This window comes from Streptomyces sp. NPDC054796 (genome assembly GCF_053611545.1).
In genome coordinates, this window is record NZ_JBSHAO010000097.1 from 1 (window position 1) to 16,325 (window position 16,325).

Annotated in this window: 12 protein-coding genes and 1 riboswitch; of the genes, 8 read left to right on the plus strand and 4 right to left on the minus strand. The window is 74.0% G+C overall.

Going from position 1 to position 16,325, the window contains the following annotated elements:
• Positions 1-116: 116 nt before the first annotated feature.
• Both ACWGJ2_RS38600 and ACWGJ2_RS38605 read right to left on the minus strand, forming a co-directional pair.
• Positions 117-353, minus strand: coding sequence for a ferredoxin (locus tag ACWGJ2_RS38600; protein ID WP_453351067.1), 237 nt, complete (start codon positions 351-353; stop codon positions 117-119).
• 5 nt (positions 354-358) lie between these two features.
• The gene (locus ACWGJ2_RS38605) at positions 359-1,843 is read right to left on the minus strand and encodes an aldehyde dehydrogenase (RefSeq protein ID WP_453351068.1); all 1,485 of its coding nucleotides are present in this window, start codon (positions 1,841-1,843) and stop codon (positions 359-361) included.
• A gap of 314 nt (positions 1,844-2,157) precedes the next feature.
• Here ACWGJ2_RS38605 and ACWGJ2_RS38610 point away from each other — a divergent pair, with 314 nt between their 5' ends.
• From ACWGJ2_RS38610 to ACWGJ2_RS38635, 6 genes are all read left to right on the plus strand, one after another.
• On the plus strand, positions 2,158-3,285 hold the full coding sequence (locus tag ACWGJ2_RS38610; protein ID WP_453351069.1) for an MBL fold metallo-hydrolase: 1,128 nt from the start codon (positions 2,158-2,160) through the stop codon (positions 3,283-3,285).
• A 115-nt stretch (positions 3,286-3,400) separates the two neighbouring features.
• A riboswitch (cobalamin riboswitch) is annotated at positions 3,401-3,514 on the plus strand.
• 190 nt (positions 3,515-3,704) lie between these two features.
• Positions 3,705-5,024, plus strand: coding sequence for a prenyltransferase/squalene oxidase repeat-containing protein (locus ACWGJ2_RS38615; RefSeq protein ID WP_453351070.1), 1,320 nt, complete (start codon positions 3,705-3,707; stop codon positions 5,022-5,024).
• A gap of 14 nt (positions 5,025-5,038) precedes the next feature.
• Positions 5,039-5,737, plus strand: a complete 699-nt coding sequence (locus ACWGJ2_RS38620; RefSeq protein WP_453351071.1) for an SCO2322 family protein — start codon at positions 5,039-5,041, stop codon at positions 5,735-5,737.
• 452 nt (positions 5,738-6,189) lie between these two features.
• On the plus strand, positions 6,190-7,353 hold the full coding sequence (locus tag ACWGJ2_RS38625) for a CbiQ family ECF transporter T component (protein ID WP_453351072.1): 1,164 nt from the start codon (positions 6,190-6,192) through the stop codon (positions 7,351-7,353).
• The gene (locus ACWGJ2_RS38630) at positions 7,350-9,209 is read left to right on the plus strand and encodes an ABC transporter ATP-binding protein (RefSeq protein ID WP_453351073.1); all 1,860 of its coding nucleotides are present in this window, start codon (positions 7,350-7,352) and stop codon (positions 9,207-9,209) included. The genes ACWGJ2_RS38625 and ACWGJ2_RS38630 overlap by 4 nt, the downstream gene beginning before the upstream one ends.
• On the plus strand, positions 9,206-10,045 hold the full coding sequence (locus ACWGJ2_RS38635) for an ECF transporter S component (protein WP_453351074.1): 840 nt from the start codon (positions 9,206-9,208) through the stop codon (positions 10,043-10,045). The genes ACWGJ2_RS38630 and ACWGJ2_RS38635 overlap by 4 nt, the downstream gene beginning before the upstream one ends.
• A 24-nt stretch (positions 10,046-10,069) precedes the next feature.
• Here the strand turns inward: ACWGJ2_RS38635 and ACWGJ2_RS38640 are convergent, their stop codons facing one another.
• Positions 10,070-11,239 (minus strand): steroid 3-ketoacyl-CoA thiolase, encoded by a 1,170-nt coding sequence (locus ACWGJ2_RS38640; RefSeq protein WP_453351075.1) that lies wholly within the window; start codon positions 11,237-11,239, stop codon positions 10,070-10,072.
• Positions 11,240-11,521: 282 nt separating this feature from the next.
• Between ACWGJ2_RS38640 and ACWGJ2_RS38645 the strand changes: the two genes are divergently transcribed.
• Complete coding sequence (locus tag ACWGJ2_RS38645; RefSeq protein WP_453351076.1) at positions 11,522-12,766, plus strand: cytochrome P450; 1,245 nt, start codon at positions 11,522-11,524, stop codon at positions 12,764-12,766.
• On the opposite strand, the gene ACWGJ2_RS38650 is transcribed toward ACWGJ2_RS38645, so the two are convergent.
• Positions 12,738-14,798, minus strand: a complete 2,061-nt coding sequence (locus tag ACWGJ2_RS38650; RefSeq protein ID WP_453351078.1) for a bifunctional glycosyltransferase 87/phosphatase PAP2 family protein — start codon at positions 14,796-14,798, stop codon at positions 12,738-12,740. The genes ACWGJ2_RS38645 and ACWGJ2_RS38650 overlap by 29 nt on opposite strands.
• Positions 14,799-15,138: 340 nt before the next feature.
• Here ACWGJ2_RS38650 and ACWGJ2_RS38655 point away from each other — a divergent pair, with 340 nt between their 5' ends.
• Positions 15,139-16,269: an acyltransferase gene (locus ACWGJ2_RS38655; RefSeq protein WP_453351077.1), complete on the plus strand. Its 1,131-nt coding sequence runs from the start codon at positions 15,139-15,141 to the stop codon at positions 16,267-16,269.
• Positions 16,270-16,325 lie beyond the last annotated feature (56 nt).

The window sequence follows — 16,325 nt, forward strand, 5'->3', positions numbered from 1 at the left end:
GTCGTGGTGAATCTGAAGCGGTGGGTGCTGGGGTCCGACCAGATGTGTATAAGAGACAGGCCCGGGGCCCCTTCCTTTCCTCCCGCCCCCACAGGCGCTCAGGACCCGGGCGCCGGTCAGTCGTCCTCCGGCGGGAACACCGGCTCGCCGCTGTCCGCGAGGGTGATCGTGATCGCCTCGACGGGGCAGCCCTCGGCCGCCTCCAGCACCGTCTCCGAGGGGTCGCGGTCCGGGTTCACGGGGCGCGACTGGCGGGCGGAGTCGAGCCGGAAGTCCTCGGGCGCCGTGCCGACGCACATGCCCGAGCCGATGCACAGGCCGCGGTCGACCTCGACGTGCCAGCGGTCCCCCATCGCGCTCAGCCCTCCGCCCCGTCCGCGGCTCCGGCTCCGGCTCCGTCGGCCGGGAGGTGGATCATCTTGTGCTCCATGTACTCGCTGAAGCCCTCGGGCCCGAACTCCCGCCCCAGGCCCGAGTTCTTGTAGCCGCCGAAGGGGCCGAGCATGTCGAGGCTGAAGGTGTTGACCGAGTACGTGCCGGTGCGGACCCTGCGCGCGATGTCCGTGCCGTGCGCGACGTCAGCCGTCCACACGCTGCCCGAAAGCCCGTAGTCGGAGTCGTTGGCGATCCGCACCGCCTCCGCCTCGTCCTCGTACGGGATGAGGCAGATGACGGGCCCGAAGATCTCCTCGCGGGCGATCCGCATCCCGTTGCCGACCTCGCCGAAGAGCGTGGGTTCGACGTACCAGCCGGTGGACTGCGCGGCCGGGCGCCCGCCGCCCGTGAGGACCTTGGCGCCCTCCTCCTGGCCGAGCGCGATGTAGTCGAGGGAGCGCTGCCGCTGGCGTTCCGCGACGAGCGGGCCCACCTCGGTCGCCGGGTCCATGGGGTCACCGACGACCAGCGCTGATGCCGCGGCGGCGAAGCGGTCCGCGATCTCCGCGTAGTGGCCGCGGGGCGCGAGGATGCGGGTCTGGGCCACGCACGCCTGGCCGTTGATCATCCACGCGAAGGGCACGATGCCCGCGACGGCCGCGTCGAGATCGGCGTCGGGCAGGATGACGGCGGCCGACTTGCCGCCCAGCTCCAGCGTGACGCGGGTGAGGTTGCGCGCGGCGACCTCCATGACCCGCTTGCCCGCGGCGACGGAACCCGTGAAGGAGACCTTGTCGACACCGGGGTGCCCGACCAGGTACTCGCTCACCTCGCGGTCCGCTGGCAGGATCGACAGGACGCCCTCCGGCAGCCCGGCCTCGGTGGCGATCTCGGCCAGTACGTACGCGTCGAGCGGCGTCTCCGGCGAGACCTTCAGCACGGCCGAGCAGCCCGCGAGCAGCGCGGGGGCCAGCTTGGCCGCCGCCGTGAACTGCGGGACGTTCCACGGGACCACGGCCGCGACGACCCCGACCGGCTCGCGCCGCACGAGCAGCGGCCCGAGCACCCCGGCCCTGCGCTCCTCGTAGGTGAAGTCGCGCGCGACGGTGAGGGCCGAGTCCCAGACCATCATCGCGGCGAGGGACTGCACCATCACGCCGGAGGTGTAAGGGGTGCCGTTCTCGGAGCTGATGATCCGGGCGATCTCGTCGCTGCGCACGGCGATGGCGTCCTTGATGCGGGTGACGACCTCGATCCGCTCCGCCAGGGGGCGGTCGGCCCAGACCCCGGAGTCGAAGGACTCGCGCGCGGCGGCGACGGCGCGGTCCACGTCCTCCCGCGAGGCGTGCGGCACCCGTCCGATGACCTGCTCGCTGTGCGGCGAGACCACCTCGATGGTGTCCGTACCGGCCGGGTCGGTCATCCTGCCGCCGATGTAGAGCTGTCCGTGCTCGATGAGGTCGGTCATGGCCCTGCCTCCCACGCTGACTGCCACTGGCACTGCCTGCCGTGTACGGGTGTCGGGTACGGGTGCTGCGTACGGGTGCTGCGTACGGGTGCTGCGTACGGGTGTTGGCTGATGGCGCGGCGCCCGGACACCCGGCAGCCGCCCGGCCGAGCTTTCCTGACGCCGCATCAGAACTGATACCAGTTCCACTTCCAGGAGTCCACGGCGCGGACCGCCCCGAACGACCGCCCCCTGCCCACTGGTTGAGCATGCACTGAAACTGGTTCTAGTTATAGTGGGCGGTGCGCGCGCTCCGACAACGAGGGGACCCGGCCATGACCAACGCACCGCACACACCGCAGGTGACCGATCACGGCGGTGGGGTGTGGAGCATCCCCGTGCCCATTCCGGACAACCCCCTCGGCCACACCCTCGTCCACCTCCTGGACACCGGCAGGGGGCCCGTACTGATCGACACGGGCTGGGACGACCCGGCCTCGTGGGACGCGCTCGAACGGGGACTGGGCGAGTGCGGTACGTCGATCGCCGATGTGCACGGCGTGCTGGTCACCCACCACCACCCCGATCACCACGGACTGTCGGGGCAGGTGCGGGAGGCGTCCGGGGCGTGGATCGCGATGCACGAGGCGGACGCCGCCGTCGTACGGCGCTCCCGCGAGACCGACCCGCTCCGGTGGCTCGACTACCTCGCCGCGAAGCTCACGGCGGCCGGTGCCCCCGACGCGCACACGGCGCCCCTGCACGAGGCGCGGGCCGGGGGCCGGATGCGGCGGATGCCGGGCGGGCGGGGCGCGCTGCCCGACCGGGAGATCGTGCCCGGTGAACTGCTGGACCTGGCAGGGCGCAGGCTCCGCGCGATCTGGACGCCGGGGCACACTCCGGGCCACGTCTGCCTGCATCTTGAGGAGCGCCACCCCGGACGGGCCGCGAACGGTGCCCGGGGAGAGGGCGCGGAGGGGGAGGTTCCGCCCGGGGAGGTTCCGCCGGGGAACGGGCGGCTGTTCTCCGGGGACCACCTCCTCCCCGGCATCACCCCGCACATCGGCCTCTACGAGGACCCGGACGACGCCGCGCTCGCCGACCGCGGCGACCCCCTCGGCGACTACCTCGCCTCCCTGGAGCGCATCGCGGGGCTCGACCCCGCCGAGGTGCTGCCCGCGCACCAGTACGCCTTCGCTGACGCGGCCGGACGCGTACGGGAGCTGCTGACGCACCACGCGGAACGGCTGGCCTCGCTGCGCACCCTCCTCACCGGGCGTCCGCTCACGCCGTGGGAGCTGGCCGAGTCGATGGAGTGGAACCGGCCGTGGGCCGAGATCCCATACGGCTCCCGCAACATCGCCGTCGCCGAGGCCGAGGCACATCTGCGGCGCCTGGTGAAGCTGGGCGAGGCCGAGGCGACGGTGGGCTCGGACCCGGTGACGTACCAGGCGACGAGCTGAGGCCCGCCCCGCTCAGGGGTCCCGCCCCGCTCAGGGGTCCCGGCGCGCTCGGGGGCCCGGGGGCTCCTTGAGGGCCCCGGCTACAGTGGACGGTGCAGACATCGCCTCCGTCCGGGGGAAGCCGGTGGGACTCCGGCGCTGACCCGCAACCGTGAACGGTGTCTCCGCGCGTCCATGACGAACCAGGCGGTCGCACCGTCCGGCGGTCACCGCCGCGCGCGAGGACACCGTGAGCCGGAGCACCCGGCCGGAGGCAAGGCTCCCGTGGCCGCCGCTCCCGTCGTACGGCGAGGGCGCGGTCACCGGCACCGTCGAGGTATACGGAGCCGAGCCCGGTGTGCCGCCGCCCGGACCGAGTCCGCGCGGCGGGGCGGCCGTGCCCGGCTGCGGACCGCTCCGCCCACCGAAAGGCACCCGTCATGTTCCTGCGCCGCAGCGCCGCGGCTCTCGCCGCCTCCGCCGTGCTCTGCGCGGTCGCCGCGCCCGCGGCCCTCGCCGACGAATCGCCCTCACCCTCGCCGAAGGACCCGTCCTCCGGCGCCGGGAAGCTGCCGGACGGGCGCGGGCTCTACGGGAAGGCCGACCCGAAGTTCGACGGGGTGTGGCGGCAGTCCGTCGCCCTCCTCGCCCTCGACGCGGCGGGCGCCACCCCGGCGCCCGAGGCCGTCGACTGGCTCACGGGCCAGCAGTGCGCCGACGGCTCCTTCACCGCGTACCGCGCCGACACCGGCCAGGCGTGCGACCCGAAGAAGACCCCCGGCGACACCAACGCCACCGGCGTCGCGGTCCAGGCGCTGTCGGCCGTCGGCGGCAGGAGCGCGGCCGTGAAGAAGGCGGTGGACTGGCTGGAGTCCGCGCAGAACGAGGACGGCGGCTGGGGCTACACCTCGGGCAGCCCCTCCGACGCCAACTCGGTCTCCGTCGTCATCGGCGCCCTCGCGGCGGCGGGCCGCGACCCCGGCAAGACGGCGAAGGGCGGCAAGACACCGTACGACGCGCTGCTCTCCTTCCAGCTCGACTGCGACGCGAAGGGCGCGGAGGACGCGAAGAAGGGCCAGTTCGGCGCCTTCGCCTACCAGCCAGGCAAGGACGGCACGCTCGCGCCGAACGACGACGCGACGGCCGCCGCCGCGCTCGCGGGCCTCGGCGAAGGGCTGCTGGTCCACGCGAAGGACGAGGGTCCCGCGCTCGCGCCCCTGTCCTGTGCCAAGGACGGAGACGGCGACGGGGGCATCGGCGACGACCCGGAGAAGGCGGCCGGTGCGGGCGCCGCGTATCTCGCGTCCGTGCTGGAGAGGAACGGCGGCCACCTCGACTCCGTGATGCCCGGCGCCGAGGGGCAGCCCGACTACGCCAACACCGCGGACGCCGTCGTCGCGCTGGCGGCGGGCGGCCACCGCGACGAGGCGAAGAAGCCGCTCGGCTGGCTGCGCGAGAACCTGTCCAAGTGGGACAAGGCCGACGACGACCCGGCCGCCATCGGCGGACTGATGCTCGCCGTGCACGCGACGGGCGGCGACGCGGCCACGCTCGGCGGCACCGACCTCCTCAAGCGCCTCAACGCCACCGGGCCGCGCCCGGCGAAGATGCCGGACGCGTCGGACTCCGCGAAGTCCGACGAGGGCGAGGGCGACGGCGGCGGCACCGTGCTGTTCTGGTCCATGATCGGTGCGGGTCTGGCGGCGGGCGCGGGCATCGGCATCATGCTGAGCGGCCGTCGCAAGCGGCAGGGTGTCTGACGATGGCCGCGCCGATGAGGACACGTTCGCCACACGCGCGCCGCGCGCTGCCGGCGCTGTTCGCCGGTCTCCTGGCCTTCACCGTCGGCCAGGCGCCGTCGGCGCACGCGGCACCGGCGGCGAAGGACGGCTACCGCTACTGGTCCTTCTGGGAACAGGACGGGAAGGGCTCGTCCTGGTCGTACGCGACGCAGGGCCCCTCCGTGCTGCGGCCCGCCGACGGCGACGTGCTCGGCTTCCGCTTCGCCGTCAGCGAGGACTCCAAGGACGCCGCGACCCCGCGCGGCACGGCGGCCTTCGACGCCGTGTGCGGGGACACGGACGCGAAGTCCGGCAGCAAACGCGTCGCCCTCAGCATCGACTTCGGCACGGCGGCGGACGCGCCGGGCGGCGAGCAGCCGCCGAAGGCGCGTACCGCCTGCGCGCGGGTCGGCGAGGGCGCGACGGCCGCCGAGGCGCTGGCGTCCGTCGCCGAACCCCTCCGCTACAACTCCGACTCGCTCCTGTGCGCCATCGACGGCTACCCCGCCAAGGGCTGCGGCGAGCAGACCTCCGGCGACGGGGACGGCGCGGGGGACGAGGCCGCGCGGGACAGCGGTGACGACGAGGGCGGCGAAGGGCTGTCCACGGGCCTCGGCGTCGCGGCGGGCATCGCGACGGTCGCCGCACTCGGCGCGGCAGCGCTCTGGCAAGCGCGCCGCCGCCGCACATGACCCCTCCACGTATGCCCGCCCCGCCCTCGCCGCCCCTGGCGTGGGCGCCCGTCGCCTGGTCCCGCACGGTCTTGGCCCGTCTGGCCCGGGTGCCCTCGGTCCGGAGCAGTCCCGTGCTGCCGCGCCCCGTGCGGACGTCGGACGTGGCGGCCCCGCCCTCGACGCTCCGGCTCCCGGGGCCCGGGGTTCCCGCCGCGGCGTTCCGTCGGCCGACGGAACGCCGTGCCAGGGGCACGTCGGCGCAGGAGTCCGCACCCGGAGCCCGCACCGCGCCCGCCCTCATGGCGGCGGGGCGGCCCGTCGGCCCCGGCGACGAGGCGCGTCGGGCGCGTCCCGGACGTGGCGCGTGGGGCCGGACGCCTCCCGGCGGCGGGCCAGACCGGTCCGTCCGGTCCGGGCCGCCCGGAGCCGCCCCCCACCGGAGCGACGCGCTGCATCCGGGGGCCTGGTGGATGTGGGCTCTGGGCCTGGCCGTCGCCGCCTCGCGGACGACGAATCCGCTGCTGCTCGCGCTGCTCGTCGCAGTCGCGGGCTATGTCGTGGCCGCGCGCCGCACGGACGCGCCCTGGGCGCGCTCGTACGGCGCGTTCCTCAAGCTCGGGCTGCTCGTCCTGGGCATCCGGCTCGTCTTCGCCTTCTTCCTCGGCTCCCCCGTCCCCGGCAGCCACGTCCTGGTGACGCTCCCTGAGGTTCCGCTTCCCGAGTGGGCGCGGGGCGTGCGCGTCGGGGGGCGGGTCACGGCGGAGGGCATGGTCTTCGCGTGCTACGACGGGCTGAAGCTGGCCACCCTCCTCATCTGTCTCGGCGCGGCCAACGCCCTCGCCAACCCGGCCCGGCTCCTCAAGTCCCTGCCGGGCGCGCTCTACGAGGCGGGCGTCGCCGTCGTCGTCGCGCTCACCTTCGCGCCGAACCTCGTCGCCGACGTCCAGCGGCTGCGTGCCGCGCGCCGTCTGCGCGGCCGGGACGACAAGGGCGTACGGGCACTGCTCCAGGTCGGGCTGCCGGTGCTCGAGGGAGCGCTGGAGCGGTCTGTGGCACTGGCCGCCGCGATGGACTCGCGGGGCTACGGGCGCGCGGCGGAGGTGCCGCGCGCCGTGCGCCGCACCACGGCCGCGCTCACGCTCGGCGGGCTGCTGGGGGTCTGCGTCGGCACGTACACGCTGCTGGCGGCGCAGGGCGCGGCGTACGGGACGCCGTTGCTGTGCGTGGGCGTCGTCCTCGCGCTGGCCGGGCTGTGGCTGGGCGGACGGCGCAGCGTCCGTACCCGCTACCGGCCTGACCGCTGGGGCGTGCGGGCGTGGCTGGTCTCCGCCTCGGGGGCGGTGGTCGCGGCGGCCATGATCTGGGCGAGCGGCGCGTATCCGGGCGCGCTGCACCCGCCCGCCGTGCCGTTGACGGCGCCCTCCTTCCCCCTGTGGCCGGCGGCTGCGGCACTCCTCGGGCTGCTGCCCGCCTTCGTGGCCCCCGCGCCAGGCCCCAGGGGCGGGACCAGGACCCCCAGCCCGTCGGCCGACGGCCCGGCGGCGCCGAAGACGTACCCGTACCCGTACCCGTACCGCCCGCGCCCCGCCCGTGGCGCGCGGTCGCGGTCCAGCAGCGAGGAGTCCGCGCAGTGATCCGCTTCGAGCAGGTCTCGGTCACGTACGAGGGACGGGCCGAGCCAGCGCTCCAGGGCGTCGGTCTGGAGATCCCCGAGGGCGAACTGTGCCTGCTCGTCGGCCCGTCGGGCGTGGGCAAGTCCACCCTCCTGGGCACCGTCTCCGGGCTCGTCCCGCACTTCACCGGGGGCACCCTGCGCGGCAGGGTGACGGTCGCGGGCCGTGACACGCGGACGCACAAGCCGCGCGAGCTGGCCGACGTCGTCGGCAGCGTCGGCCAGGACCCGCCGGCCCACTTCGTCACCGACACCGTCGAGGACGAACTCGCCTACGGCATGGAGTCCCTTGGCCTGCCGCCTGGCACGATGCGCCGCCGCGTCGAGGAGACCCTGGACCTGCTAGGCCTCAACGAGCTGCGGGACCGGCCCATCGCCACCCTCTCCGGCGGCCAGCAGCAGCGGGTCGCGATCGGCTCCGTCCTCACCCCGCACCCCCGGGTCCTCGTGCTCGACGAGCCGACCTCAGCGCTCGACCCGTCGGCGGCCGAGGAAGTGCTCGCCGTGGTCCAGCGCCTGGTGCACGACCTGGGGACGACGGTGCTGATGGCGGAGCACCGGCTGGAGCGGGTCGTGCAGTACGCGGACCAGGTGCTGCTGCTGCCGGGCCCCGGCGCGCCCGCCAGGCTCGGTGATCCCGCCACGCTGCTGGCGGCCTCCCCCGTCCAGCCGCCCGTGGTCGAACTGGCCGCGCTGGCGGGCTGGTCGCCGCCGCCGCTGTCCGTACGGGACGCGCGGCGCGGGGCTTCCGCGCTGCGGGAGCGGCTGGCGGCCCTTACGCCCCCGGTCCCCGCGGCCGACCAGCCGCCGCCGGGAGGCCGCCGACACCCGCGAGACGACGGCGACGGCACATCCGCGCCGCAGGAACGGCTGACAGACCGTACGCCCCCGGTCCCCGCGGCCGACCAGCCGCCGACCGGCCCGGCCCAGGCAGGGCCCGCGCCGGGAGGCCGCATGCGGGAAGTCCGCCGCTCACGAGACGGCGGCGCCGGTACCAGCGCCGGTACCGGTGCCCGTGCCGAGGCCGCGTCCGCCGCGACGCCCCTCGCCACGCTCTCCCGGCTCTCCCTGCGCAGGGGCCCCGTGACGGCGCTGCGCGAGGTGGACCTGACCGTGCGCCCCGGCGAGACGGTGGCCCTGATGGGCCGCAACGGCGCGGGCAAGTCCAGCCTCCTCAACACCCTCGTCGGCGTCCACGCGCCCACCTCGGGCAGCGCGTCCGTCGGCGCGGAACGGCTCACCCCGCACCGGACGCGGCCCGCCGAGCTGCTGCGGCACGTGGGGCTCGTACCGCAGGAGCCGCGCGATCTGCTGTACGCGGACACGGTGGCCGCCGAGTGCGAGGCGGCCGACGCGGACGCGGGACCGGTGGCACGGCCAGGGGCCTGCCGCGGCCTGGTCTCGACGCTGCTGCCCGGGGTCTCCGACTCCACCCACCCGCGCGACCTGTCCGAGGGCCAGCGGCTGGCCCTCGCCCTCGCGGTGATCCTCACGGCACGGCCGCCCCTGCTGCTGCTCGACGAGCCGACGCGTGGCCTGGACTACGCGGCCAAGTCCCGCCTCGTCGGCGTGCTGCGCGGTCTCGCGGCCGAGGGGCACGCGATCGTGCTGGCCACGCACGACGTGGAGCTGGTCGCCGAACTGGCGCACCGCGTCGTGATCCTCGCCCAGGGCGAGGTCGTGGCCGACGGCCCCACGGCCGAGGTCGTCACCTCATCGCCCTCCTTCGCACCCCAGGTGTCCAAGATCCTCGCCCCCGACCCATGGCTGACCGTCCCCCAGGTGCGCGCCGCGCTGGAAGCGGAGGGACCCCGATGACCGGCGCGACAAGCCCGCGACGCGTACGGGCCGTGCGGCTCGGGCCCCGTTCCGTCGCCGCGCTGCTGCTCGTGTCGCTCGCGGGCGTCGCCGCCTTCGGGTGGCCGCTGCTCGCCGACTCGGCGTCCGGGCTCGCGCACTCCGAGGACGCGCCCTGGCTGTTCGCGGTGCTGCTGCCGCTGCTGCTCGCCGTCGCCGTCGCGACCATCGCCGACACCGGACTCGACGCGAAGGCCGTCGCGATGCTCGGCGTGCTCGCCGCCGCAGGGGCCGCGCTGCGTCCGCTGGGCGCGGGGACGGCCGGACTGGAGCCGATGTTCTTCCTGATGGTGCTCTCGGGCCGGGTACTCGGGCCCGGGTTCGGCTTCGTGCTGGGCGCGCTCTCGATGTTCGCGGGCGCGCTGCTCACGGGCGGGGTCGGGCCGTGGATGCCGTTCCAGATGCTCACCATGGGCTGGGTCTCGATGGGCGCCGGGCTCCTCCCCGGCCACTCGCGGCTGCGCGGGCGCCGCGAACTGCTGCTCCTGTCGGCGTACGGGGCCGTCGCCGCGCTGCTCTACGGGCTGGTGATGAACCTCCAGGGCTGGCCCTACATCGCGGGCATGGGCTCCGGCGTCTCCTTCGTCCCCGGCGACCCGCTGCCGGAGAACCTGGCGCGGTTCGTCGCCTACGTGCTGGCCACGTCCCTGGGCTGGGACGTGCCCCGCGCCCTGCTCACCGTCGTCCTCACCCTCACCCTCGGCGGCACCGTCCTGCGCGCCCTGCGCCGGGCGACCCGCCGCGCCGCGTTCGAGGCACCGGTGCGCTTCGAGTCACCCGCGCCGCCCGCGCCGTAGGGGCCGTCTCCGCCCTCTGACCCGTCACAGCCGCTGGAGGATCGTCGCCGTGGACAGCGCGCCGCCCGCGCACATGGCGATGAGCGCGAACTCCTTGTCCCGGCGTTCCAGTTCGTGCACTGCCGTGGTGATCAGCCGGGCGCCCGTCGCGCCGACGGGGTGGCCCAGCGCGATGGCGCCGCCGTTGACGTTGACCTTCTCCAGGTCCTGTTCGAAGACCTGGGCCCAGGAGAGGACGACGGAGGCGAACGCCTCGTTGATCTCCACGAGGTCGATGTCCTTGAGTGACATGCCCGCCTTGCCGAGCACCGCGCGGGTCGCGTCGACGGGACCGTCGAGGTGGAAGTGCGGGTCGGCGCCGACCAGCGCCTGCGCGACGATGCGCGCCCGAGGCTTCAGCTTCAGCGCCCGCGCCATCCGCTTGGACGCCCACAGCACCGCGCTGGCCCCGTCGGAGATCTGCGAGGAGTTCCCGGCGGTGTGGACGGCCGTGGGCATCACGGGCTTGAGGTTCCCCAGCGCCTCCATCGACGTGTCGCGCAGCCCCTCGTCGCGCTCGACGTGGCGCCACATGCCCTGGCCGCCCGCCTGCTCCTCCTCGGTCGTGGGCACCTGCACGGCGAACGTCTCGCGCTTGAAGCGCTCCTCGGCCCAGGCGGTGGCGGCGCGCTCCTGGGAGAGCAGCCCGAGGGAGTCCACCCGTTCCCTGCTGAGGCCGCGGTGGCGGGCGATGCGCTCGGCTGCCTCGAACTGGTTGGGCAGGTCGACGTTCCACTCGTCGGGGAAGGGCTTGCCAGGGCCGTGCTTGGAGCCGCTGCCGAGCGGGACCCGCGACATGGCCTCCACGCCGCAGCCGATCCCGACGTCGATGACGCCGGCGGCGACCATGTTGGCGACCATGTGGTTGGCCTGCTGCGAGGAGCCGCACTGGCAGTCGACGGTGGTCGCGGCCGTCTCGTACGGGAGGCCCATGGCCAGCCAGGCGTTGCGGGCCGGGTTCATGGACTGCTCCCCGGCGTGGGTGACGGTCCCGCCGACGACCTGTTCGACGCAGTCGGCGTGGATGCCGGTGCGGCCGAGGAGTTCGCGGTAGGTCTCGCCCAGCAGGTAGGCGGGGTGGAGGTTGGCGAGGGCCCCTCCGCGCTTGCCGATCGGGGTGCGTACTGCTTCGACGATGACGGGTTCTGCGGCCATGGAGCGTCCTTCCGGGGCGGCAGCGGGGGCAACCAGGGCAGGGCACCAGGTCCCTACCGGCGGAGCCCGGCGCCGGAAGGTCCCTAGTAGTACGCGTTCTAGTTCCGCAAACAGTCTTATGAGCCCCGCCCCCGCCGCGCAAGGGTCGTGCAAGGGCCGTGCACGAGAAGCGCACACGGCCCGTACGCAATCCCTCACGCCGCGACCCTTGCCACTTGTAGAACCCGTTACTACCTTCATGGCCGAATCTGATGGGCCGTCAGACATGGAGTGGAGCTGCCGATGTCCTCCTGCCCCGCGATGCCCGAGCTGCCCGAGGGGTTCGACTTCACCGACCCCGACGTGTACCAGGAACGCGTCCCCGTACCGGAGTTCGCGCTGCTGCGGCAGACGGCTCCCGTCTGGTGGAACGCCCAGCCGCACGGCCTGGCCGGGTTCGACGACGACGGCTACTGGGTGGTGACCCGGCACGCGGACGTCAAGGAGGTCTCGACCCGGCCCGAGATCTACTCGTCCACCACCAACACCGCCATCATCCGCTTCGGCGAGCACATGACCCGCGAACAGCTCGACGTCCAGAAGCTGATCATGCTGAACATGGACCCGCCCGAGCACACCCGCGTCCGCCAGATCGTCCAGCGCGGCTTCACCCCGCGCGCGATACGCGCCCTCGAGACCGCGCTGCGCGATCGCGCGGGCCGCATCGTCGAGACCGCGAAGGCCCAGGGCACCGGGGACTTCGTCACCGACGTCGCGTGCGAACTGCCGCTCCAGGCCATCGCCGAGCTGATCGGCGTCCCGCAGGACGACCGCGCCAAGATCTTCGACTGGTCCAACAAGATGGTGGCCTACGACGACCCCGAGTACGCCATCACGGAGGAGATCGGCGCCGAGTCGGCCGCCGAACTCGTCTCCTACGCGATGACCATGGCCGAGGCCCGCAAGGAGTGCCCCGCCAAGGACATCGTCAGCCGGCTCGTGGCGGCCGAGAGCGAGGGGAACCTCAGCTCGGACGAGTTCGGCTTCTTCGTGATCCTGCTGGCCGTCGCGGGCAACGAGACCACCCGTAACGCCATCAGCCACGGCATGCACGCCTTCCTCACCCACCCCGAGCAGTGGGAGCTGTTCAAGCGCGAGCGCCCGGAGACGGCGGCGGAGGAGATCGTGCGCTGGGCCACCCCGGTGGTCTCCTTCCAGCGCACCGCCACCCAGGACACCGAGCTGGGCGGCGCCGCGATCAAGGCGGGCCAGCGCGTCGGCATCTTCTACTCCTCGGCCAACAACGACCCCGAGGTCTTCGAAGACCCCGGCACCTTCGACATCACCCGCGATCCGAACCCCCATCTGGGCTTCGGCGGCGGAGGCCCGCACTTCTGCCTGGGGAAGAGCCTCGCGGTGCTGGAGATCAACCTCATCTTCAACGCCATCGCCGACGTCCTCCCCCACATCTCCCTCGCGGGGGACCCGAGGCGGCTGCGCTCGTCCTGGCTGAACGGGATCAAGGAGCTGCGGGTGGCTTACGCGTAGGACGCGCCCCGGCGCGGGCGCTGGACGCGGCCGGTTCCGGTACCGGTCCCGGCGCCGGCGCCAGCTCCGGTTCCGGTGCCGGACCCGGTGCCGGTTCCGGTTCCGGTCCCAGCTCCCGTTCCGGTTCCGGTTCCGTCGGCGCGCCCGTCGCGGCCCGCTTCGCCGCCGTGAACCGCCGTCCCAGCCAGCAGCCCGCGGCGACGACGGCGGCGCCGCCCACCGCGTCGAGCAGATAGTGGTTGGCGGTGGCCAGCACCACGAACGTGGTCAGCAGCGGGTACAGGACGCCCAGCGTCCGCAGCAGCGGTCGGCGCGTCACGCGCAGCACGACCACCGCGCACCACAGCGACCAGCCGACGTGCAGGGAGGGCATCGCCGCGTACTGGTTCGACAGCTCCGTCAGCGCGCCGAAGTCCGGGTCCGAGAGGTCCTGCGGGCCGTGCGCGGTATCGACGTAGCCGAGGCCCGGCATCAGCCGGGGCGGCGCCAGCGGATACAGCCAGAAGCCGATCAGCCCCAGAAGCGTGGCCAGGCCGAGCGCGGTGCGCGCGGCGCGGTACTCGGCGGGACGGCGCACGTAGAGACACGTCAGCAGGACACCGGGGACGAGGAAGTGGAAGGTGGTGTAGGAGAAGTCGGCAGCGGCCTCCAGCCAAGGGGTGCGCGCGGTCAGCCGGTTGAGCGCGTGCTCCACGTCGATCCGCAGCACCGACTCGATGCCCAGGATCTGGCTCCCGTGGTGCTCGGCTGTGCCGCGCGCGTCGGGCGCGTGGCCGCGCACATACGAGTACGCCCAGTACCCCACGCGGATCAGCAGCAGTTCCAGCATCAGGTTGGGGCGGCCGAGCGGGCCCGAGCGCTCGGGCGCGTCCCACAGCGGTGAGGTGCGCGGCAGGAACGGGAGGGCGCACGCCGCCAGCAGAGCCGCGAGCAGCGGGGCGTTGGCGGCGACGGCGGACAGTCCGGGCAGGTTGGGGACCAGCGCGTCCCCGTCGAGCGACATCACCAGCACGACGAACACCGGCCACACCAGCCGGTCGGCCCTGCGCCGCCCCACCCGCCCGACGACGGCCAGCAGGATCCACAACTGCTGGTGCTGCCAGGCGGTGGGCGAGACCGCGACGACCGCGCACCCGGCGACGGCCGCGGCCAGCAGCGGCTGCCCGTCGCGGGCGTAGCGCACGGCGCGGCGCAGCGCGCACCAGCAGACCACGGCGGCCAGCACCACGAGCAGCCCGGCCTCCAGGGGTCCGCGCAGCCCGATCCTGAGCAGAGCACCGTGCACCGACTGGTTGGCGGTTGCGTCGGCCGGATCGCCGAGCCCGGTGCCCGCGAGGTGGTGCACCCAGTACGTCCAGGAGTCGGCGGGCATGGCGGCCCAGGCCAGTGCCGTACCGGCGGCGAAGGCGCCCAGGGTGCCGAGCGCGGCCTGGCGGCGGCCCGTCGCCCACAGGAGGGGGACGAAGAGCAGCACGGCGGGCTGGAGCAGGGCGGCGAGACCGATCAGCGCTCCGGCCCAGCGGCTCCGCGCGGCCGTGTCTCCCACGTGCCCCGCGCGCTCCCCGTCGACCAGGCGCAGCCAGCCGACGAGCACCAGCAGCACCGGGAGGATGCTGGTCTGCCCGAGGTGGAAGGTGTTGCGCACCGGCACCGAGAGCATCAGCAGCCCCAGCGCGACGGGCACGGCGAACAGCACGGTACGGCGTGCGGCGGGGTGCGAAACGGGCTGCGGCAGCGCCCGTACGGCCACCACGCCGACGGCGGCGACGAGCAGCAGCGTCCCGAACGTCCAAGCCACGCCCAGCCCTTGCTCGGCGGCGCGGGTCAGGGGCCGGAGTACCAGACCTGCGAACGGCGTCCCCGTGAAGGGCGTCGGCCCGTCGTAGAGGGAGCCGCGCGCACGCAGGACGCCGTTGTCGCCGATCCAGGCGAGCAGGTCGCTCAGCCGCTCGTCCGGCGGCAGCCGCAGCACCGCCGCGGCCTGACGTACGGCCAGCGCCGCCGCCAGCAGCCAGAGCGCGGCCAGCGCCATGCCCCCGCGCGATCCGAGCTGTTCCGCCAGCCTCGTGCGGGCCCCGTCGCCTCTGCCCGCGCCCCGGCCCGTTCCCCCCGCCGTGTCCGCCACCACGCCCCGTCGTCCCCGATCTCTCCGCAGGTCTTCCCCGGTTCGTCACCCGGGCGGTCAGACGCACGAAACCTGTTGGTCACCTGACACGCGCGGGCGGCGAAGGGCAAGAGGGGCCGGGGGCTGAGAATTCCACTGCTGTTTCCCTGACGGACAGATTCCGAGCGGTGATCGCTGTAAAAATCTGGATCCGCTCGCCCGTAATAGGCGAGGGACTACAGAATTCCTCGTATTTACAGGGCAGGGCATGTCTACCGAAGAAGTGTCAGCACCTCCGGCGGCTCCGGCGGCTCCGGAATCCGTCATTCCCGCACCCCGGCCGGAATCCGTAGCCGCGGAGAAGCCTGAGCGGAAGCCGTTACGCCGTGCGCACCGTGACGACATCGATCTGCTGCGCGTCGTCTGCGCCTTCGCGGTCATCGTCGGCCACGTCGGCGGCGAATGCATGGCGGCGGTCGGCAAGAGCGCGGAGAACGGGCGCGCCGTCTACTGGACGGGACTGTTCCTCGACTCGGCGACGAGCTGGGCCGTCCCCCTGTACTTCGCCATCGCGGGCTGGGCGGTCCTGGTGGGCGCGCCCCCGAGGAACGGCGGGACGCTGCGCAAGCGCTCCCTGCGCATGATCGTCCCCGTCGGCGTCTGGTCGGCGCTCTATCTCGCCTGGGGCTGGTGGCGGGACACGAACGAACGGCCGGTGACGAAGCTGGCGCTGGACGCCGTGTTCGGCACCGTCCAGCCCGCGTACCACCTCTGGTACTTCTACGCCCACGTCCCACTGATCCTCATCCTGGGCTTCGTGATGCTGCTGAAGGCCGGGCAGCGCCCCTGGGGCGTGGTCGCGGCGCTGGCGGTCGTCTCGGCAGGGCCCACCGTCTTCAGCGACCTGGCACAGCTCACCGGCTGGGACGTGCCGCACTTCGGCTGGCAGGCCGGGACCTACTCGCTGGTGTACGCCGTGGTCGGCGCCCTGCTGCTCAGCCTCCCGGCGACCCGGCGCGGGCACCGCCGCTGGTGGCTGGCGGGCGCGGTGGTGGCGCTGGGCGCCGTGCTGTGGTCCCAGGACCGGATCCACTTCGTGATCCCCAACGCCAGCGTCTTCGTCGCAGCGCTCAGCGTCTGCGCGCTGCTCGCGGTCAACGGGGTGCGCATTCCGGAGCGGGTGCGTCCGCTCCTGGCCAGGCTGACGGACGCGGGGCTGGGCGCGTTCATGTTCCACGTGTTCCTGCTGAAGGCTTTCGCGCCCTCGCTCATCTCCGCCGGCCACGGCTGGCCGGCCGCGGCCGGAGCAGCGGCTGCCCTCACCGTCGTCACGGTCGTGCCCGCGTTCGGGCTGAGCATGCTGTGGGGGCGGCTCGGGCTGCGGCGCTTCCTGGGCTGAGCCGCACGGCTCGACGGTGGGACGGGGGCGGGGGACGCGGCCGAAGCGGCGTCCCC

Excerpts from the sequence above, each read along its gene's own strand:
- ACWGJ2_RS38600 (WP_453351067.1), bottom strand. The coding sequence starts at position 353 with ATGGGGGACCGCTGGCACGTCGAGGTCGACCGCGGCCTGTGCATCGGC.
- ACWGJ2_RS38605 (WP_453351068.1), bottom strand. The coding sequence starts at position 1,843 with ATGACCGACCTCATCGAGCACGGACAGCTCTACATCGGCGGCAGGATG.
- ACWGJ2_RS38610 (WP_453351069.1), top strand. The coding sequence starts at position 2,158 with ATGACCAACGCACCGCACACACCGCAGGTGACCGATCACGGCGGTGGG.
- ACWGJ2_RS38615 (WP_453351070.1), top strand. The coding sequence starts at position 3,705 with ATGTTCCTGCGCCGCAGCGCCGCGGCTCTCGCCGCCTCCGCCGTGCTC.
- ACWGJ2_RS38620 (WP_453351071.1), top strand. The coding sequence starts at position 5,039 with ATGAGGACACGTTCGCCACACGCGCGCCGCGCGCTGCCGGCGCTGTTC.
- ACWGJ2_RS38625 (WP_453351072.1), top strand. The coding sequence starts at position 6,190 with ATGTGGGCTCTGGGCCTGGCCGTCGCCGCCTCGCGGACGACGAATCCG.
- ACWGJ2_RS38635 (WP_453351074.1), top strand. The coding sequence starts at position 9,206 with ATGACCGGCGCGACAAGCCCGCGACGCGTACGGGCCGTGCGGCTCGGG.
- ACWGJ2_RS38640 (WP_453351075.1), bottom strand. The coding sequence starts at position 11,239 with ATGGCCGCAGAACCCGTCATCGTCGAAGCAGTACGCACCCCGATCGGC.
- ACWGJ2_RS38645 (WP_453351076.1), top strand. The coding sequence starts at position 11,522 with ATGTCCTCCTGCCCCGCGATGCCCGAGCTGCCCGAGGGGTTCGACTTC.
- ACWGJ2_RS38650 (WP_453351078.1), bottom strand. The coding sequence starts at position 14,798 with ATGGCGCTGGCCGCGCTCTGGCTGCTGGCGGCGGCGCTGGCCGTACGT.
- ACWGJ2_RS38655 (WP_453351077.1), top strand. The coding sequence starts at position 15,139 with ATGTCTACCGAAGAAGTGTCAGCACCTCCGGCGGCTCCGGCGGCTCCG.